16 protein-coding genes and 1 pseudogene are annotated in these 14,605 nt (G+C 67.9%); 7 read left to right on the forward strand and 10 right to left on the reverse strand.

Going from position 1 to position 14,605, the window contains the following annotated elements; genetic code table 11:
* From RZE79_RS22175 to RZE79_RS22185, 3 genes are all read right to left on the reverse strand, one after another.
* Nucleotides 1-261 (reverse strand): MbtH family NRPS accessory protein, encoded by a 261-nt coding sequence (locus tag RZE79_RS22175; RefSeq protein ID WP_319356860.1) that lies wholly within the window; start codon nt 259-261, stop codon nt 1-3.
* A 218-nt stretch (nt 262-479) separates the two neighbouring features.
* Nucleotides 480-716 carry a DUF4880 domain-containing protein gene (locus tag RZE79_RS22180; RefSeq protein ID WP_319356861.1) on the reverse strand — a complete coding sequence of 79 codons (237 nt, stop codon included), beginning with the start codon at nt 714-716 and terminating at the stop codon, nt 480-482.
* A 116-nt stretch (nt 717-832) separates the two neighbouring features.
* Entirely contained in the window at nt 833-1,366 is a 534-nt protein-coding gene (locus RZE79_RS22185; protein ID WP_194274091.1) for a sigma-70 family RNA polymerase sigma factor, read from the reverse strand.
* Nucleotides 1,367-1,813: 447 nt separating this feature from the next.
* Between RZE79_RS22185 and RZE79_RS22190 the strand changes: the two genes are divergently transcribed.
* The 6 genes from RZE79_RS22190 to RZE79_RS22215 all read left to right on the forward strand — a co-directional run bounded on the left by RZE79_RS22190 (nt 1,814) and on the right by RZE79_RS22215 (nt 5,884).
* Nucleotides 1,814-2,518 (forward strand): 4'-phosphopantetheinyl transferase superfamily protein, encoded by a 705-nt coding sequence (locus RZE79_RS22190; protein ID WP_319356862.1) that lies wholly within the window; start codon nt 1,814-1,816, stop codon nt 2,516-2,518.
* Nucleotides 2,519-2,548: 30 nt separating this feature from the next.
* Nucleotides 2,549-3,388: a plasmid replication/partition related protein gene (locus RZE79_RS22195; RefSeq protein WP_319356863.1), complete on the forward strand. Its 840-nt coding sequence runs from the start codon at nt 2,549-2,551 to the stop codon at nt 3,386-3,388.
* A 348-nt stretch (nt 3,389-3,736) separates the two neighbouring features.
* A complete protein-coding gene (locus tag RZE79_RS22200; RefSeq protein ID WP_319356864.1) occupies nt 3,737-4,459 on the forward strand; it encodes a hypothetical protein in 723 nt (240 codons plus the stop codon).
* Nucleotides 4,456-4,980, forward strand: coding sequence for an ATP/GTP-binding protein (locus tag RZE79_RS22205; protein WP_319356865.1), 525 nt, complete (start codon nt 4,456-4,458; stop codon nt 4,978-4,980). Before RZE79_RS22200 ends, RZE79_RS22205 begins: the two co-directional genes overlap by 4 nt.
* A gap of 48 nt (nt 4,981-5,028) precedes the next feature.
* The gene (locus tag RZE79_RS22210) at nt 5,029-5,412 is read left to right on the forward strand and encodes a hypothetical protein (protein ID WP_101489403.1); all 384 of its coding nucleotides are present in this window, start codon (nt 5,029-5,031) and stop codon (nt 5,410-5,412) included.
* 112 nt (nt 5,413-5,524) lie between these two features.
* Nucleotides 5,525-5,884 carry a hypothetical protein gene (locus tag RZE79_RS22215; protein WP_153282750.1) on the forward strand — a complete coding sequence of 120 codons (360 nt, stop codon included), beginning with the start codon at nt 5,525-5,527 and terminating at the stop codon, nt 5,882-5,884.
* Nucleotides 5,885-5,920: 36 nt separating this feature from the next.
* Here RZE79_RS22215 and RZE79_RS22220 read toward each other — a convergent pair whose 3' ends face one another.
* Genes RZE79_RS22220 through RZE79_RS22235 form a run of 4 tightly spaced genes read right to left on the reverse strand, consistent with a single transcriptional unit; the run spans nt 5,921 to nt 10,405 of the window.
* Nucleotides 5,921-8,275 carry a penicillin acylase family protein gene (locus RZE79_RS22220; RefSeq protein ID WP_319356866.1) on the reverse strand — a complete coding sequence of 785 codons (2,355 nt, stop codon included), beginning with the start codon at nt 8,273-8,275 and terminating at the stop codon, nt 5,921-5,923.
* Nucleotides 8,272-8,664, reverse strand: coding sequence for a Rid family hydrolase (locus RZE79_RS22225; RefSeq protein WP_319356867.1), 393 nt, complete (start codon nt 8,662-8,664; stop codon nt 8,272-8,274). Before RZE79_RS22225 ends, RZE79_RS22220 begins: the two co-directional genes overlap by 4 nt.
* 38 nt (nt 8,665-8,702) lie before the next feature.
* Complete coding sequence (locus RZE79_RS22230) at nt 8,703-9,404, reverse strand: amino acid racemase (RefSeq protein ID WP_319356868.1); 702 nt, start codon at nt 9,402-9,404, stop codon at nt 8,703-8,705.
* 14 nt (nt 9,405-9,418) lie between these two features.
* Complete coding sequence (locus tag RZE79_RS22235) at nt 9,419-10,405, reverse strand: tripartite tricarboxylate transporter substrate binding protein (RefSeq protein ID WP_319356869.1); 987 nt, start codon at nt 10,403-10,405, stop codon at nt 9,419-9,421.
* A gap of 59 nt (nt 10,406-10,464) precedes the next feature.
* Here RZE79_RS22235 and RZE79_RS22240 point away from each other — a divergent pair, with 59 nt between their 5' ends.
* Complete coding sequence (locus RZE79_RS22240; protein WP_319356870.1) at nt 10,465-11,541, forward strand: AraC family transcriptional regulator; 1,077 nt, start codon at nt 10,465-10,467, stop codon at nt 11,539-11,541.
* Between the two features lie 19 nt (nt 11,542-11,560).
* Here the strand turns inward: RZE79_RS22240 and RZE79_RS22245 are convergent, their stop codons facing one another.
* The 3 genes and pseudogenes from RZE79_RS22245 to RZE79_RS22255 form a co-directional block, all read right to left on the reverse strand.
* Nucleotides 11,561-12,808 (reverse strand): dienelactone hydrolase family protein, encoded by a 1,248-nt coding sequence (locus tag RZE79_RS22245; protein ID WP_319356871.1) that lies wholly within the window; start codon nt 12,806-12,808, stop codon nt 11,561-11,563.
* Nucleotides 12,809-12,859: 51 nt separating this feature from the next.
* Nucleotides 12,860-13,384 (reverse strand): flavin reductase family protein, encoded by a 525-nt coding sequence (locus RZE79_RS22250; protein ID WP_257884827.1) that lies wholly within the window; start codon nt 13,382-13,384, stop codon nt 12,860-12,862.
* Nucleotides 13,358-14,593, reverse strand: a pseudogene (locus RZE79_RS22255) (styrene monooxygenase/indole monooxygenase family protein); the annotation flags it as partial. The pseudogene RZE79_RS22255 and the gene RZE79_RS22250, both read right to left, overlap by 27 nt.
* Nucleotides 14,594-14,605 lie beyond the last annotated feature (12 nt).

Below are 14,605 nucleotides of genomic sequence, written 5' to 3' on the forward strand. Positions count from 1 at the left end.
TCAACCGGCCGCGCGTTCCGTGGCCTGTGCGCTCTCTTTGTCCTGTTGCTGCTGCATCCAATCGCGCAGCGAGCGCGGCCGCATGTCGGTCCAGTGGCTCTCGACGTAGGCCAGTGCGGTCTTCTTGTCGCCGCGAACGCCTTCGACGGCGGTCCATCCGCCGGGAACGGCTTTCCAGTGGGGCCAGATGGAGTACTGGTCTTCGTGATTGACCAGAACGATGAAGACTTCGTCTTCACGGTCAAAACAGCTCGTCGACATCGGTGCATCCTTGTGTGATTGAACAGAAGGAGCGCCCGATCACCGATTGCGGACCGGATCGAATTGCAGCGCCCCTGCCAACAGGACGCTTCGGGAGCGAATCTGTTCATTTCACGAGGGCGCACTTGCGAAGAGATGGCTGCGTCCGCCGAGGTGGGCTGGCGGGGCCATGGCCACAACGCGCGGCGCGCGTTGGCGGGAAGATCTGGCTGGCTTGCTTACTTGCCGGCGTCGGGCGCTTCGTCGCCGTCACCGAAATCGTTGGCAGGCGGCACGAAACCGGCGAGCAGCCAGAGTTGCGCGGCCTTGTCGTAGGCACGGCGATGCGCGGGCTCTGCCAGGAGCCAGGCGGTCATTTCCGTGCGCGCCGCGTCATCGAAGTTCTCGCGGTCGTGTTCGCGCTGAACCCAATCCCATGCGGTGTCCCAGAGGGGATCGTCTTTTTCCTGTGTCATTCTTGAAAGCCGTTCGCGTGGTCCGTGCAGACCGGGTCTTGAGCGCCGGTCACTGCGTACAGCGCGCATTCTCGCGGGAAACGGGCATGCCCCTTCCCACCGGCGGGCGACGACCTCTAGCGCGAGCCGCGTTCAAGCAGCAGATGGCCACACGACTTGATGGCCGTCGCAGCTTCGGCGATGAGGCCGTTCACAAGCCCGAGCGCGCAACCCAGGCGCGCCGCTATCTCTCGCTGCGTCAGGCCTTCCAGGCGATAGAGCTCGAACACCAGTCGCGTTTTCGGCGCGAGCCCGGACAGCACCTGATCGATGGCGGTGATGACCTGGCGCTCGCACATCATGCGGTCCGGCGTGCCGACGTCCGGCACGTCCAACAGCTCGACGTCGACGTCGAAGGTGCGATAGCTGGCCTCGACACGGTGGCGGCGGCAGTAGTCCAGTGCCATGTTGCGCACCACCTGGCAGCAGTAGCCGATGGGACGGTCGGCGTGCCGCACGCAAGGGCCGTCGACGATCTTCAGGTAGGCGTCCTGCACCACGTCGTCGGCCAGATCCGCCGTGTTGACGATCTTGCGGGCGACGCGCCAAAGCTGCGAGCGATGGGCGATGAAGACTTCTCCGAGCGAAGGCTCGGACGAATTCACTGGCATGTTCAACACCTCTTCCTCCTGTGAGCGAGCCGCAACGGTCCGCAAGCCGATTACTACTTTTTATGCATAGATACAAATAAGAATCATTCCTATTTATATGCAAGCTTCAAGTCACCGTGATGACCTTCCGGGCCACCGTTCGAATCGAGTGATGTGGGTCCCCGCGAGAATTCGGGGCAGAGAATCGCAGGGTCCGGAAGCTCTGCACCAACGCGGAGCCCGGCATCGCCCCTGCGGGGGATCGCGATGATAGTCCACTTCAGAACGCATCATTTTTCATGAGCAAGATGCCAGCACGGCCTTGGATCGCTCTTCGTCGCCTCTAAGCTGTGGCCCTTCATGCCAAGCGCCGCTTCACTTATTTCACTGCCCCCGGGCGATATTCACCTCTGGTTCTGCTTTCACGGTGACGCCGGCAATCCCGAGCTGACGGCAGCCTGCCGTGCGTTGCTCAGCGCAGAAGAGCTGTCGAAACAGGCGCGCTTTCACTTCGCACGCGACCGTCATCGCTACCTGCTGACACGCACGCTGGTGCGATCGGTGCTGTCGCGCTACGCCCCGGTCGCGCCGCAGGCCTGGCAGTTCGCAACCAACGCTTTCGGGCGGCCTCGCATCGGCACATGCGATGCCCGTGAAGCAGTCGGGCTGAACTTCAACCTCAGCCACACCGACGGGCTCATCGTGCTGGCCGTTGCGCGCCACATCGAACTGGGCGTCGATGTCGAGAACGTCGAACGCAAGGCGGCGCTCGATGTGGCCAACCACTACTTCTCGCCAGCCGAAGCGCAGGCCCTGGACGCATTGCCGTCGACGGACCAGGCCGAGCGCTTCTTCGAGCTGTGGACACTGAAGGAAAGCTACATCAAGGCGCGCGGCCTCGGCCTGCAGATACCGCTCGACAGCTTCGGTTTTGCGCTGGACGACCCGGGCACCATCGGCTTCGCGCTCGCGGATTCACGCACGGGCGACGACGCTGTGCAGCGCTGGCATTACTGGCAACTGCGGCCCACGCCAAAGCATCTCGTGGCGCTGTGCGCCGCAGCGGATCCTTCGACCGCAGCCACCACGCGCATCGTCTGCCGCGAGATCGCGCCGCTCGAATGGGACAGGCCGCTGGCGGTTCCCACGACCCGCACGAGTGCGGGCATCTAAAATTCCGGCCCTTTCCCCGCTCCCGTACCCATGAACATCGTCGTCAACGAAGAACTCAAAGCCTATATCGATCCCTTGACGCCGGAGGAGTACGAAGCCCTCGAACGCAGCATCCTCACCGAAGGCTGCCGCGACGCGCTGGTGCTGTGGGGCGACGTGCTGGTGGACGGCCACAACCGCTACGGCATCTGCCAGAAACACGGCCTGCCCTTCCAGACCGTGCAGAACACGCGCTTCAAGACACTGCAGGACGTGCACCTGTGGATGATCGACCAGCACCTGGGCCGCCGCAGCATCTCGGACTACCTGCGCGGCGTGCTCGCCCTGCGCAAGAAAGACATCGTGGACGAGCGCCGCGCCCGCAGCACCGTCACCACCCCGACCACGGCGGACGACCCGCCTTTCGATGTCGACGACGCGTCCGCTTCGACTGCGTCTCCGGCGTCCGACGAGGCCCTGCCGCCGCCCGTGCCGATGAACAGCCGCGAGGCCATCGCCCGCGCCGCGCGCCTGAGCAGCAGCCAGGTCACGATGATCGAGAAGATCCAGAAGCAGGCCGCGCCCGAGCTGGTGGCGGCCGTGAAATCGGGCGTGATCTCGATCAACACGGCCGCGGCCGTCGCGTCCCTGCCCGCCGAAGAGCAGGTGACGGCCGCCAACGCCGGCAAGGACGAACTCAAGCAGGCCGCCAAGCGCGTGCGCGAAGCCAAGCGCAAGTCACGCGAAGCGGCGCCTGAGACCGAAGACGGCGCCGAAACGGCGTCGCTCGACGCTGTCCAGCAACTGGAACAGCGCGTGGCCGAACTCACGGCCGAAAACGCGGACCTGCGCCGGCAAGTGGCCGACCTGCAGGCGCAACTGGCGAACTGACGCCCCGGCGGGCGCCGTTCTGCGCGCCCGCCCTTTTCACCCCCTCTGACGCCTCGCGCGCTGCCCAGCGGCCCGCGAGGCTTTGTCGCGTCCGCGACCCACTGAAAACAGTTGTTCGTAATCTTGTGTTTTTATTTGCAACAACTGTTATATTTTCACATAACAATTCAAACAGAAAACTTTAGTTCTCTGACTCGACATTGAGATCGGCGCCCCCGCCCAACTTCCTCCAGTGAGTTCTCAAGTTGCAAATAGAACGGCGATGCCGCCACGAATCGGCGCTTTCGATACGGTTGAGCGCACATCGTTCGGACGATCGGGCGTCGAACTGCAGCGTCCGGAGGGGCCATGACGGTCGTTAACACCGTTCCCAAGAGTCAACGCGCCTTGCTGAGCTACAGCGTCGAGGGGCTGCCGCACCGCGAAGAAGTGCTGCTCAAGTCGCTGATCCGGCTGCTCGACCACCGGACCCACCAGAACTGGTCGTGGAAGGCCGACCAGGCCGACCTGCGGGTCGTGGGCGAACAAGTCGCCATCGCGGCGGCCTCGCCCCAGACGGCGGTGCCCACGCTGACCGTCGCCCATGCCGACCCGCAACGCGGCCCCTTCCTGGCCCTGCCATTGCACACCGACGCGCTGGAAGTGGCGCTCAACCGCCTCGGCGCGATGGTGGTCCATGCCCGCGGACTGGGACTGGCCGCAACCGAGGCGCCGATCAGCGAGCACGAAGAATTCCGCATGCTGCGCTGGCCGCCGGCCGCGGTGCTCGAAGCGCCGATCCGCCTTCGGCTGGCCACGCTGATGTCCAACCGGCCCGCCTCGGTGCTGTCGCTCCAGCAGCGCTCGCCCGCCACGCGCCAGGAATGCGCGGATTTCCTGGCCGACCTGCGGCGCGCGGGCTTGCTCGAGCGCCCCGCCACCGCCACCGCCGGCGCCCTGGTGGCTGCATCGGCGCCCGACAGCGTCTTCCCCGACAGCCGCTTTCCCGCGCCGACGCGCGACGCCGTCCAGCCTGGTCTGCTGGCACGCATCAGGAACCGACTCGGCTTGCAGCCGCCAGGCCCTCAATGACCGTAGAACACAAGATCCTCTTCACCGGCACCATGGGCGCCGGCAAAACCACGGCCATCGCCGGCGTGAGCGAGATTCCGCCCGTGAGCACCGACGTGCGCAACAGCGACACATCGGTGGCCAAGGCCACCACCACGGTCGGGCTGGACTACGGCGAACTCACGCTCGACAACGGCGAAAAACTGCGCCTGTATGGCACGCCCGGCCAGATGCGCTTCGACTTCATGTGGCGCATCCTGGGCCGCGGCGCGCTCGGCGTGGTGATCCTCGTGGACAACAGCCGCCCCGACCCGCTGGCCGACCTCGACATCTACCTCGACGGCTTTGCAGAGTTGATTGCGCAGACCGCCTGCGTGGTCGCGGTGGGCCGCATGGAAAACCACCCGAACCCCGGCCTCGACGCCTACGCCCGGCGCATGGAGGCCAAGGGCGTCGTGTGCCCGGTGCTGCCGGCCAACGTCACCGATCCGCAGCAGGTCGTGCAGCTGCTGGAGCTGCTCCTGCTCCAGCTCGAGGTCTGACGCCGCGGCGCACTCCCCTTCTTCTTCTTTTCTTCCATTCAGGCAGCAATGAACATCACTCCAAGAATCAGGCTGGCAGCGGAATCGGCCATCGACACCCTGATGCGGGAAATCAAGGGCGTGAAGGCCGTGGTGATCTCCACCGAAGACGGCCTCGAGCTGGCCGCGCGCGTCGAGAACACCGCGCAGGTCGCGCGCCTGTCGGCCATTGCCAGTTCGCTCGCCGCCCTGGGCGCCGTGGCCGGCGAGGAAAGCCAGCTGGGCCATTGCGACAACGTGGCCATCGAGGCCACGCACGGCCACATCCTGATGCTGCAGGCGCGGCACCCCGAGATGACGCTGATCGTGAGCGTGGTCACCAGCCGCGACGCCATCATCGGCCAGGTCCTCTACTTCGCGAAACAGGCGACGCAGCTGCTGCAGCACGCCTGACGCGGGCGCCGGACGCCGGCGCACCGCAACACCCATTCGACACCGGTGGCCGCCCATCCCCTTCGCCCGGGTGGCCGCCGACTTTCAGGGGCGAGGACTAGGAAAGATTTCGATGGCAAATATCAAGCAATCCATGGACGAACTGATGACCTGCGACGGCGCCCTGTGCGCAGCGCTGGTCGACTCGAGCAGCGGCATGATCCTCGGCCAGATCGGCGCGGGCGTCGACCTTGAAGTGGCCGCCGCGGGCAACACCGAAGTGGTCCGCGCCAAGCTGCGCACCATGCGCGACCTCGGCCTGAACGACACCATCGAAGACATGCTGATCACGCTCGGCAAGCAGTACCACATCATCCGCCCGATGCAGAAGAAGGAAGGCCTGTTCGTCTACCTGGTGCTGGACAAGACCAAGTCGAACCTGGCGATGGCGCGCCGCAAGACGCTCGACGTTGAACAAGGCATGACGGTCTGAGCGACGGCATCGCCAGGCCCCGGCCTGGCGACATCGTCACTCGCGCAACGTGCGCCGCTCCAGCTTCGGATCGGCCGCAATCTCTTCCTCGGTGAAAGGCGGCTTCACCAGCTGCTTGCGCGAGAAAAGTTCGAGCTGGTCGTCGTGGTGCGGCGACGCCGGATCGCTCGACTGCCCGCCCGCCATCATCACGCGCGCCACCGGCTGGCCCTGCGCCCACGTGACCACATGCACGTACGACGTGCCCGCGATGATGTCGCCGTAGCCCTCTTTCGTGAGCGGCGCACCCTCGAGCGCATTGAGCACGCCCTGCCCGCCCGGGCCGCCATGCAGCGGCACGCGGCCGCGCGGCGTGGGCCGCGCCAGCATGTCGCCCCATCGCTCGTCGCCACGCAGCCCCAGCGCCGCGAGCGCATTCGCCGTGTCGCGCACGGCCGCGACGATGCCAGCCGTCACGCCCGGCGCTGACGACACCGGCCGCACGCGGAAGGGATGCGCCGGGTCGAAGGGTTGCGCATACAGGCCCGGCACGCCCTCGAGCCGAGGGCCCAGTTCGGTGAACAGCAAGGTGCCGCGGCTGTCGACGTGGTGGCGCCGGTCCCACGCAGCCAGGATGCCGCAGGCACGCTGCACCGTGGCATCGCCCTTGGCGCTGGTGCAGGCGGCCAGCACGGCATCGAGCGTGGTCTCGGCCAGGTAGTTGCGATTGCCGAACACCAGGTCAGTGGCTTCGGCCACGTCGATGCGGCTGTCGGCCAGGCTGTCTTCGATCTGCCGTTGCGACATCAGCGTGCGCGCACCAGGCGCAGCCTTCGGACTGCCGAGCAGCAATGAGTACCCATCGAGCTGGCGCCCCACCAGCGAGAGGCTGTAGCTGTCGTTGGCGTTCTGCACGATGCCCCGCGTGGCGAGCGCTGGAATGCGGCTGGCCGGTGCGAGGCGCGGCCGCCCCTCGTCATCGCGCACGGCGCAGGCGCTGCGGCGGCCGTCGAGCGCGGCCGGCACGGTGGCGTCGTCGGGCGGCGGCACCACGGCGCAGTCGCGCAACGCGGCATCGCCGATGTCGAGCAGCGGCCCCGACTCGATGTACATCGCCTGCCCCTGGCTGTCGCCCGCGATCAGGTGCGCCGTGATGCCGCGGTTGCGCGCCACCGCCTGCTCGAAACCGCCGATGTCGCGCGCTTTTGCCACCGCGAGGATCTGGTCGAGCGCGCGCGCATTCGCCACGTTGGGATCGGTCACGGCATGCCAGCCGGCCGGGCGGCCCGCTGCCGCCGGCAACCGGTACAGCGGCCCGAGGTGCGAGTACGGCAGGTCGTGGCTTTGCGTGCGCACGCTGCCGTCGGGCTGCCTCACGCGCAATGCGACGGTCTTCATCGTCAGCTCGCGCGGGGCGCCATCGACCGTGTACGAAGGCGTCGCGCCGGGCTTCACGTCCAGCGCCACCAGCAGCGGGTAGGTCACGGTCGAGGGCGCCTCGATGCTCCAGGCCAGATGCTTCGTGAAGCCCGACAGCGGCAGCGGCAGGCCCAGGAAGTCGGCGCCCATCACATCGATCTCGCCGGGAATGGTGAGGTGCATCTGGTGCATCAGCAGCCAGTGGTCCTGCCACAGCGTGTGCGGGTTGGCGACCATGATCGAGGTGTTCGTGCCCGTGGCCTCGGCGCCGTAGGCCCAGGCGTTGCTCGCCATGCGCTGCGTCGGTGGGCGGTCGCCCTTGGCCTTTGCCACAGGTGGCGCGTCCAGCTGATTCCAGGCCGATGCCGAGGCATACGCTGCGACGCTCATCGCCTTCCACAGCGAGCCCACCTGCATCGTGGCGCGCACCACATCGCTGACGGTCATCTGCGGCAGCGCGAGGTCCTTGCACGCGGCGGGACGCGCTTCGGGCGCCATGTCGCGCACCCAGCGATTGAAACCGGCGGCGTAGCCTTCGGCGAGCTGGCGCGCGTCGGCGGACAGGCCCTTCCAGGCGGTCTCGACCTCATCGTCCGACAGCTGCACGCGGTAGAACAGGTCGCTGTCGAGGTTGGGAAGCTGCAGAAACGCCACAGTCGCCAGGCCGTCGGGGCCGAAGCGTTCCGAGCGTTCGCCGCGCAGCGTGAGCACGCGATCGGCGAGCAGGCACAAGTGGTCGCGCGCAACGGCATAGCCATGGCCGTAGCCCAGGCCCGCGTAATCCTTGGCCTTGATGTGCGGCAGGCCGTACTGCGTCCAGCGCACCTCGGCGCTGTACTTCTCGCTCGACACAGACGGTGCGGGGGGTGGCGTCGTGACGACGGGTCCACCGAAGAATCCTCCACCACCGCCGCTGTCGCCGCCACAACCGGCCACGACACAGGCAAGCGCGCAAAAACCGATGCGCACCCACCCGCTGGAACGCGGTGTCATGGCTTGGCCTCGCTCACCGGCTGGCTCTTGCGCGCAATCACCTGCATCTCCACCCAGGCCTTCGGCACGGCGATGCCGGCCAGCATGGCGGTGCCGGTCGGCTTGCAGGGCAGTACTTCGGACAGCGTCTGCACCACCGCGCCCAGGTGCTCGGCGCCAGCCACGATCAGCGTGTAGTTGATGACCTGCTCGAGCCGCCCGCCGCAGGCCGCGAGGTACTTCTCGATGTTGCGCACCATCAGCCGGGTCTGGTCTTCGGCACTGACGGCGAGCGTCTGCGTGTCGTAGTCCATGCCGATGGTGCCGGAGACGAAGATCCATTCGTCGTCGAACATCGCGCGGCTGTAGGGCGCATTGACAAAGGGCAAGGGGAAGTCGGCGGTCTGCATGCAAAGGTCTCTCTTTCGTTCTCTGTGTGGAAATGGATTCAGGCCCGGGTCATCTCGCGCGCGATGGCGCGGGCGTGGATGTCGGTGGAATCGAACAGCGGTGCGGCGCAGGCGATCCAGGGCTTCACGGCGCTCAACTCGGTGCAGCCGAGCACGATGCCTTGCGCGCCGCGCGCCACGAGCGCGTTGCACAGCGTCGAGATGACGGCGGCGTCGGCGGGGCTGGCCTCGCCGCGCGCAAGCGGTCCGAAGATGGCCGCGTCGAGCGTGCGCCGCTGCGCGGCGTCGGGCAGCACCAGCTCGAAGCCCGCGCCCTCCCCCAGCATCTGGCCGAAGAACGGCGCGTCGAGCGCGAAGCTCGTGGCCAGCAGGCCGAGGCGGCGCATCGATGGGAAGCGCGACGCGATCTCGTCGCCGGTTTCACGCGCCACGTGCACCAGCGGCACGCCCGCCGCGGCCTGCACGGCGTCGGCTGCGAAGTGACCGGTGTTCGCGAGGATCGCGATGAGTTCCGCGCCGGCCGCACGGGCCTGGCGCGCCGCGGTTTCCATCTGGGCGCGTGCGTCGTCGCCGCGCCCTTCGGTCATGGCGGCGACGACGCCGGCGAAGTCCAGGCTCACGATCACGCAGCGGGCCGAGTGCAGGCCGCCGAGTTCGCGCTGGATGTGCTCGTTCAACAAGCGGTAGTAGCTGAGCGTGGAAGGCCACGCGACGCCTCCGATCAGGCCCGCGGTTTTCATGACGCGCACCCTTCTCAGTCGAGCTTGAAGCCGAGCCTGCGGATCACCGGGCTGTAGCGCGCCAGGTCGCTATCGATGCGGCCCTTGAGTGCTGCTGCGCTGGTCTGCGCGGCCGGCTCGAAGCCGAACACCAGCAGCTTCTCGACCACGTCGGGTTGGCGGATCGCCCAGTCGACGCCGTCGCTCACGCGCTTGGCGATCTCGGGCGGCAGGCCGGCCGGGCCGACCACGCCGAACCACACGGAGAAGTCGACGCCCTTGTAGCCCAGCTCGTCGAGCGTGGGCACGTCGGGCAGGCCCGAGAAGCGCTTGGCCGAGGTGACGGCCAGGATCTTCGCGCGCCCCGCCTTCACGAACTGCACATAGGGCGCCATGCCGTCGAAGGCGGCGTCGATGTCGCCCGCGATGGTGGCCTGCGCCACTTCGGCGCTGCCCTTGTAGGGCACGCGCGTGGTCTCGATGCCGGCGCTGCGGTTGAACTCTTCGAGCGCCATCTGCGACAGGATCGCGGCCGCGCCGATGTTGATCTTTCCGGGGTCGACCTTGGCACGCTTCACCAGCTCATGCACGTCCCCCACGCTGCCTGGTTGGGTGCGCGCAATGACGGCCGTGGGCGAGGTGATGGCCAGCGCCACCGGCGTGAAGTCTTTCCTCGGGTCGTAGGGCAGCCGGTTATAGAGGGAGGGGTTGAGCACGAAGGTCTGGTCGATGGACCACAGCAGCGTGTAGCCGTCGGGCGCGGCCTTCATGATCTCTTGCGCGCCGATCAGCGTGTTGCCGCCCGGCTTGTTGTCGACCACCACCTGCTGACCCAGCTGCACCTGCAGCTTGGCCGCGATGAGCCGCGCGGCCACGTCGGCACCGCCGCCCGCCACGAAGGGCACGACGAGGCGAATCGGCCGCGAAGGCCAGGCACTCTGCGCACCGGCAAGCGCCGGCATCCACCCCGCGGCGAGGGCCGCCAGGAGCCCCAGAAACCGGCAGACACGTCGAGCATTCATCCATAAACTCCGTTCAAACCAAAGTGTTGCAACGCTAACGCCGCCTGTCAGGGTTTTCTATGCCGATCCCATCGCAGACTGTGCCGATCCAGCCCTCGTCCCTCACGGCCGCCGCGCTGCGCGAGGACGATTTCAACGCCGCGCTGATCCGTCTGCCCGCCGATCGCCCGCTCGCACTGCCGGCGCTGCACGATGGCGCGAGCCGCGAGGTGCGCTGGCCCGACGACGGCGGCCGCATCCTGCGGCTGCGCACCATGCCGTGGGAAGGCGCGAGCGCGCTGTACTTCGATTTCAGGTTGAACGACGACCTGCACGTGCAGCTGGCGCCCGGCAACGAGCTGCTGCTGACCTTCTTTCTCGCGGGCCACGTCACGGGCGAGATCGGCAGCGCGCAAGGCCGGCCGCTCGACTTCCGCGTCGACCGCGCGTTGCTGCGCACGCCGAACCGCGACGGCGGCTACCTCATCCACATTCCCGGCGCCTGTCGCAACAACTTCGTGCAGTTCCGCCTGCGGCGCGACCTGCTGCCGCGCTGGCTGCATGCGCTGGGCGTGCGGCTGCCCGCACGACAGATGAGCGAGCTGGTCGAGCGCGACGACGGCCGGGTGCTGTGCAACGCGGCGCTCACGCCGCGCGTGCGCGACTGCCTGGCGCGCATCGGCGACGAGCCTTCCGATCGGCCGGCCTTCGTGCCGCTGTTCCATGCGCGTGCGACCGAGCTGCTGACCTGCGTGCTGCTCGACCTGGAACAACTGCTGCGTCCTGCGCGCTCAGAAGACACCCACGGCGGTGCGGCCGCGCAGACAGTGCGCAGGCTCCGTGCGCTGCTCGGTGAAGCGCCGGCGCAGGTCTGGACGGTCGATGCGCTCGCGCAGCGGCTCGACCTGCGCGCCACGCGGCTGCAGGCCCATGTGAAGGAAGCCGAGGGCACGACGGTCTACGGCCTGCTCGTGGCCGAGCGGTTGGCGCTGGCCGCGCGGCTGCTGCGCGACACGCAACTCAGCGTGCAGGCCATCGCGGCCGAAGCGGGGTGGGAGTGCCACGGCCGCTTCACCGCGGCATTCCGCAAGCAGCACGGCGTGGCGCCGCGCGACTATCGCTTGCAGCAGGCGCCGCCGGCCAACAACGGCGCCTGAAGAATCACCGCAAAGCGACTCAGCCGCGGGGGCGCGTCAACAGCGCGTTCGACGGCAGCGTCTCGTCGAGCAGCTTGCGTGCCGTTTCCACGCCCGCCACCGGCAGCAGCGCCGCGTCGAGCAGGCCCACCTGCACCAGCACGCTCGCCTGGTCCCAGTAGATGTGCTCGTGGTAGAGCTTGTCGCCGCGGAACTTGATGACCGCGAGCAGCGGAATCTCCACGCGCTTTCCGGTGGGCGCCACGCCGGGCAGCATCCACGGGATCTCGGTGGTGTGGGTGAAGCAGAACAGCATTTCGTCGACCACCTGCGTCGCGCCCACGGTGCGCGAGATCGGCACCAGCGAGGTGTCGGGCGGGTTGCTGTTGACGAAGTGGTTCGTATAGAACGCGTGCAGGTTCTGGTAGCCCACGCCGCCGGTCATGGTCGGGATGTGGTTCACGTAGGGCTCGGCCACCATCGTGCCCATGGTGTCGTCGACGTTGCGGGTGCCGAACTCGTACTCGCAGTGCTTGTCCCACAGCGCCGCCAGGTCGTAGTTCGGGCCGATGGCCGACTTCAGCGCGGCCACGCTGCGCTCGTGCGCCATGAGGGCCGAGGCGCGGTGGAAGTGTTCGCCGCCCACGCGCGCGAAGGCATGGTCGACGCCGGGGTACACGTGCACCTCGACGTTCGGCCGGCCGCGCAGGGTCTGCACGATGCGGTCGCGCGCTTCGGGCGGGCAGAAGCCGTCGAGCTCGGCCACGTGCAGCGCCAGCTTGCATCGGATGCGGTCGGCCTCGTCGAGCGCGGCGTCGATGCCCACGCCGTAGTAGCCCACCGCCACATCCGCGTCGGTGCGGCAGGCCGCGAGGTAGGCCAGCTTGCCGCCCAGGCAGAAGCCGAGCACGCCGACCTTGCCGCCGGGCACCTCGGGGCGCTGGCGCAGCGCGGTGATCGCGGCCTGCATGTCCTGCATGCCGAGCGCTTCGTCAAAGCCCTGGTAGAGCGCGAAGGCGCGCTGCCAGTCGTCGGGCGAATAGCCCAGCTGCACGTCGGGCTCCTGGCGCCAGAACAGGTCGGGCACGAGCACCACGTAGCCTTCTTCGGCGTAGTAGTCGGCCACGTCGCGCATGGTCTTGTTGACGCCGAAGATTTCCTGCGCGAGCACCAGGCCCGGGCCGGTGCCGCCGCGCGGCAGGGCGAGGTAGGCGCCGAAGCTGCCGCTGCCGTCGCTGGTCTGGATGCGAATGTCTTGCGACGACGATGGGGATGCCTTGTTCTGCATGGGTGTGTGACTCCGTTCAATGCTGAAAGGTGGACGTGGGGAACCAGGTGCTCACTGTACGCATTCCGGATGGCGCGTCGTGACTTGGTAGTAGCCCGAGTGAAAAACCAGCGGCTCGCCGTCGAAGCGTTCGTAGCCTTCGACCTCGCCGATGAAGATCAGGTGGTCGCCGCCGTCGTACTGCCGCACGTTGCGGCACACGAAGCGCGCGAGCACGCCGTTGAGCAGCGGCACGCCGGCCGTGCCTTCGCAGCAATCGACGCCGCCGAACTTGTCGGCCTGTGGCGTCGAGAACTGGCGCGACAGGTGGTGCTGCGGCGCGGCCAGCACGTTGATCGCGAAGTGGCTCGCGCCGGTGAAGTCGGCCACGCTGGGCGCCTGCCGCGCGAGGCTCCACAGCACCAGCGGCGGGTCGAGCGACACCGACGAAAACGAGTTGGCCGTCATGCCGACGCGGCGCCCGTCGAGCGCGCGCGTGGTGATGACCGTGACGCCGGTGCTGAACTGGCCGAGCGCCTTGCGGAAGTCGCGCCGGTCGAAGCGGTCGACCACCGCCTCGCGCGCCTTCGTTTCCAGAAAGCGGTCGGCTTCGGCCGCGTCGAACCACCAGGGCGCGAAGTTGCGGGGATCGTCGAAGCCGTTGACCACCGCGCTCGCCACCGCAGGCATGTGGGTGGCGCTCTGCAGCAGCTTCTGCAGGTGCGGTGCGGGCGGTGCGAGCAGGCTGTGCGTCCAGTCGGTGGCCCAGCGGGCGTAGCCTTCCCAGTAGCGGTCGAACGGCTGCTGCATCCACGCAGCATCGAAGGGCGCGTCGCCGTGCTCGAGGATGCGTTTGAGATAAATGTCGGCCGCCTTGGCTGCGTTGTTCGACCCCTGCCCCGTGATCGGGTCGTTGAGCACCACCGCATCGGCAAGGCCCAGCACCTGACGACCCGAAGGCAGCGTGGCGACCGGGTGGCGCACCAGGGGCGTAACGCGGCCACGCAGCACGCCGTGGTCGTCGGTCAGCTCGATGTGCGCGCAGCGTTCGGCTTCCCAGGGCAGGAAGGTGGCGAGGATCTGCTTGCTGCGCGCCAGGTGCTCCTGCGGCGTCTTCACGTCGTCCCAGCAGTCCATCGGGCCGCCGGGCACGCCTTCGAACACCATGATCTCGCACGGGCCGCTGGTGGTGAGCGCGGGGAACACGAAGTACTCGCCGACACCCGGAATGAGGTTGAAGCTCACGGCCGAAAAGGAGTCGCGCGGGCGCATGCCCTTCACGTAGGTGAGCGCCAGCGCGCGCTGCGGCTGGTCGAACGGCGAACGCGCCGCGTCGCGAGGGAACAGCGCCGAGATCTCGCCCTTGCCGCTCGCAACGACCACGAGGTCGTGCGTGCGCGCGCCCTCTTCCAGCGTGTCGAGGTCGGCGTCCTGGTGCACGAGACGGCCGCCGCGCGCTTCGAACAGATGCATCCACGCAGCGATCTTCAGGCGCTGGTCGACCGACTGCGCGGGGCCGTCGAGCTTCGCTGCCCACGCGATGGCGCGGTGGCCCTCGGGGCTGCGCACCGACATGCCGATGCCCTCGACGAGCGGGCAAGTGTCGGCCCAGCTGTCGAGCCCCAGTTCGCGCTCGGTCTGCAGCGCGGTCTCGAACATGCACTGGCTCGACATCACCGGCCCGTCGAAGATTTCCTGCGCCGTGCGGTTCGCGTACACCGTCACCGCGTATCCCTTGGCCAACAGGCCCAGGGCGAGCTGCATGCCGGACTGGCCGGCGCCGACGATGGCCACGCGTCGTGTCATGCGCTGGCTCCG

This window comes from Variovorax sp. EBFNA2 (assembly GCF_033802765.1).
GTDB lineage: Bacteria > Pseudomonadota > Gammaproteobacteria > Burkholderiales > Burkholderiaceae_C > Variovorax > Variovorax paradoxus_H.

Coding starts and splice junctions, on each gene's coding strand:
- RZE79_RS22220 (WP_319356866.1), bottom strand. CDS start 8,275: ATGACACCGCGTTCCAGCGGGTGGGTGCGCATCGGTTTTTGCGCGCTT.
- RZE79_RS22235 (WP_319356869.1), bottom strand. CDS start 10,405: ATGAATGCTCGACGTGTCTGCCGGTTTCTGGGGCTCCTGGCGGCCCTC.
- RZE79_RS22245 (WP_319356871.1), bottom strand. CDS start 12,808: ATGCAGAACAAGGCATCCCCATCGTCGTCGCAAGACATTCGCATCCAG.
- RZE79_RS22175 (WP_319356860.1), bottom strand. CDS start 261: ATGTCGACGAGCTGTTTTGACCGTGAAGACGAAGTCTTCATCGTTCTG.
- RZE79_RS22205 (WP_319356865.1), top strand. CDS start 4,456: ATGACCGTAGAACACAAGATCCTCTTCACCGGCACCATGGGCGCCGGC.
- RZE79_RS22210 (WP_101489403.1), top strand. CDS start 5,029: ATGAACATCACTCCAAGAATCAGGCTGGCAGCGGAATCGGCCATCGAC.
- RZE79_RS22215 (WP_153282750.1), top strand. CDS start 5,525: ATGGCAAATATCAAGCAATCCATGGACGAACTGATGACCTGCGACGGC.
- RZE79_RS22185 (WP_194274091.1), bottom strand. CDS start 1,366: ATGCCAGTGAATTCGTCCGAGCCTTCGCTCGGAGAAGTCTTCATCGCC.
- RZE79_RS22180 (WP_319356861.1), bottom strand. CDS start 716: ATGACACAGGAAAAAGACGATCCCCTCTGGGACACCGCATGGGATTGG.
- RZE79_RS22230 (WP_319356868.1), bottom strand. CDS start 9,404: ATGAAAACCGCGGGCCTGATCGGAGGCGTCGCGTGGCCTTCCACGCTC.
- RZE79_RS22195 (WP_319356863.1), top strand. CDS start 2,549: ATGAACATCGTCGTCAACGAAGAACTCAAAGCCTATATCGATCCCTTG.
- RZE79_RS22200 (WP_319356864.1), top strand. CDS start 3,737: ATGACGGTCGTTAACACCGTTCCCAAGAGTCAACGCGCCTTGCTGAGC.
- RZE79_RS22225 (WP_319356867.1), bottom strand. CDS start 8,664: ATGCAGACCGCCGACTTCCCCTTGCCCTTTGTCAATGCGCCCTACAGC.
- RZE79_RS22240 (WP_319356870.1), top strand. CDS start 10,465: ATGCCGATCCCATCGCAGACTGTGCCGATCCAGCCCTCGTCCCTCACG.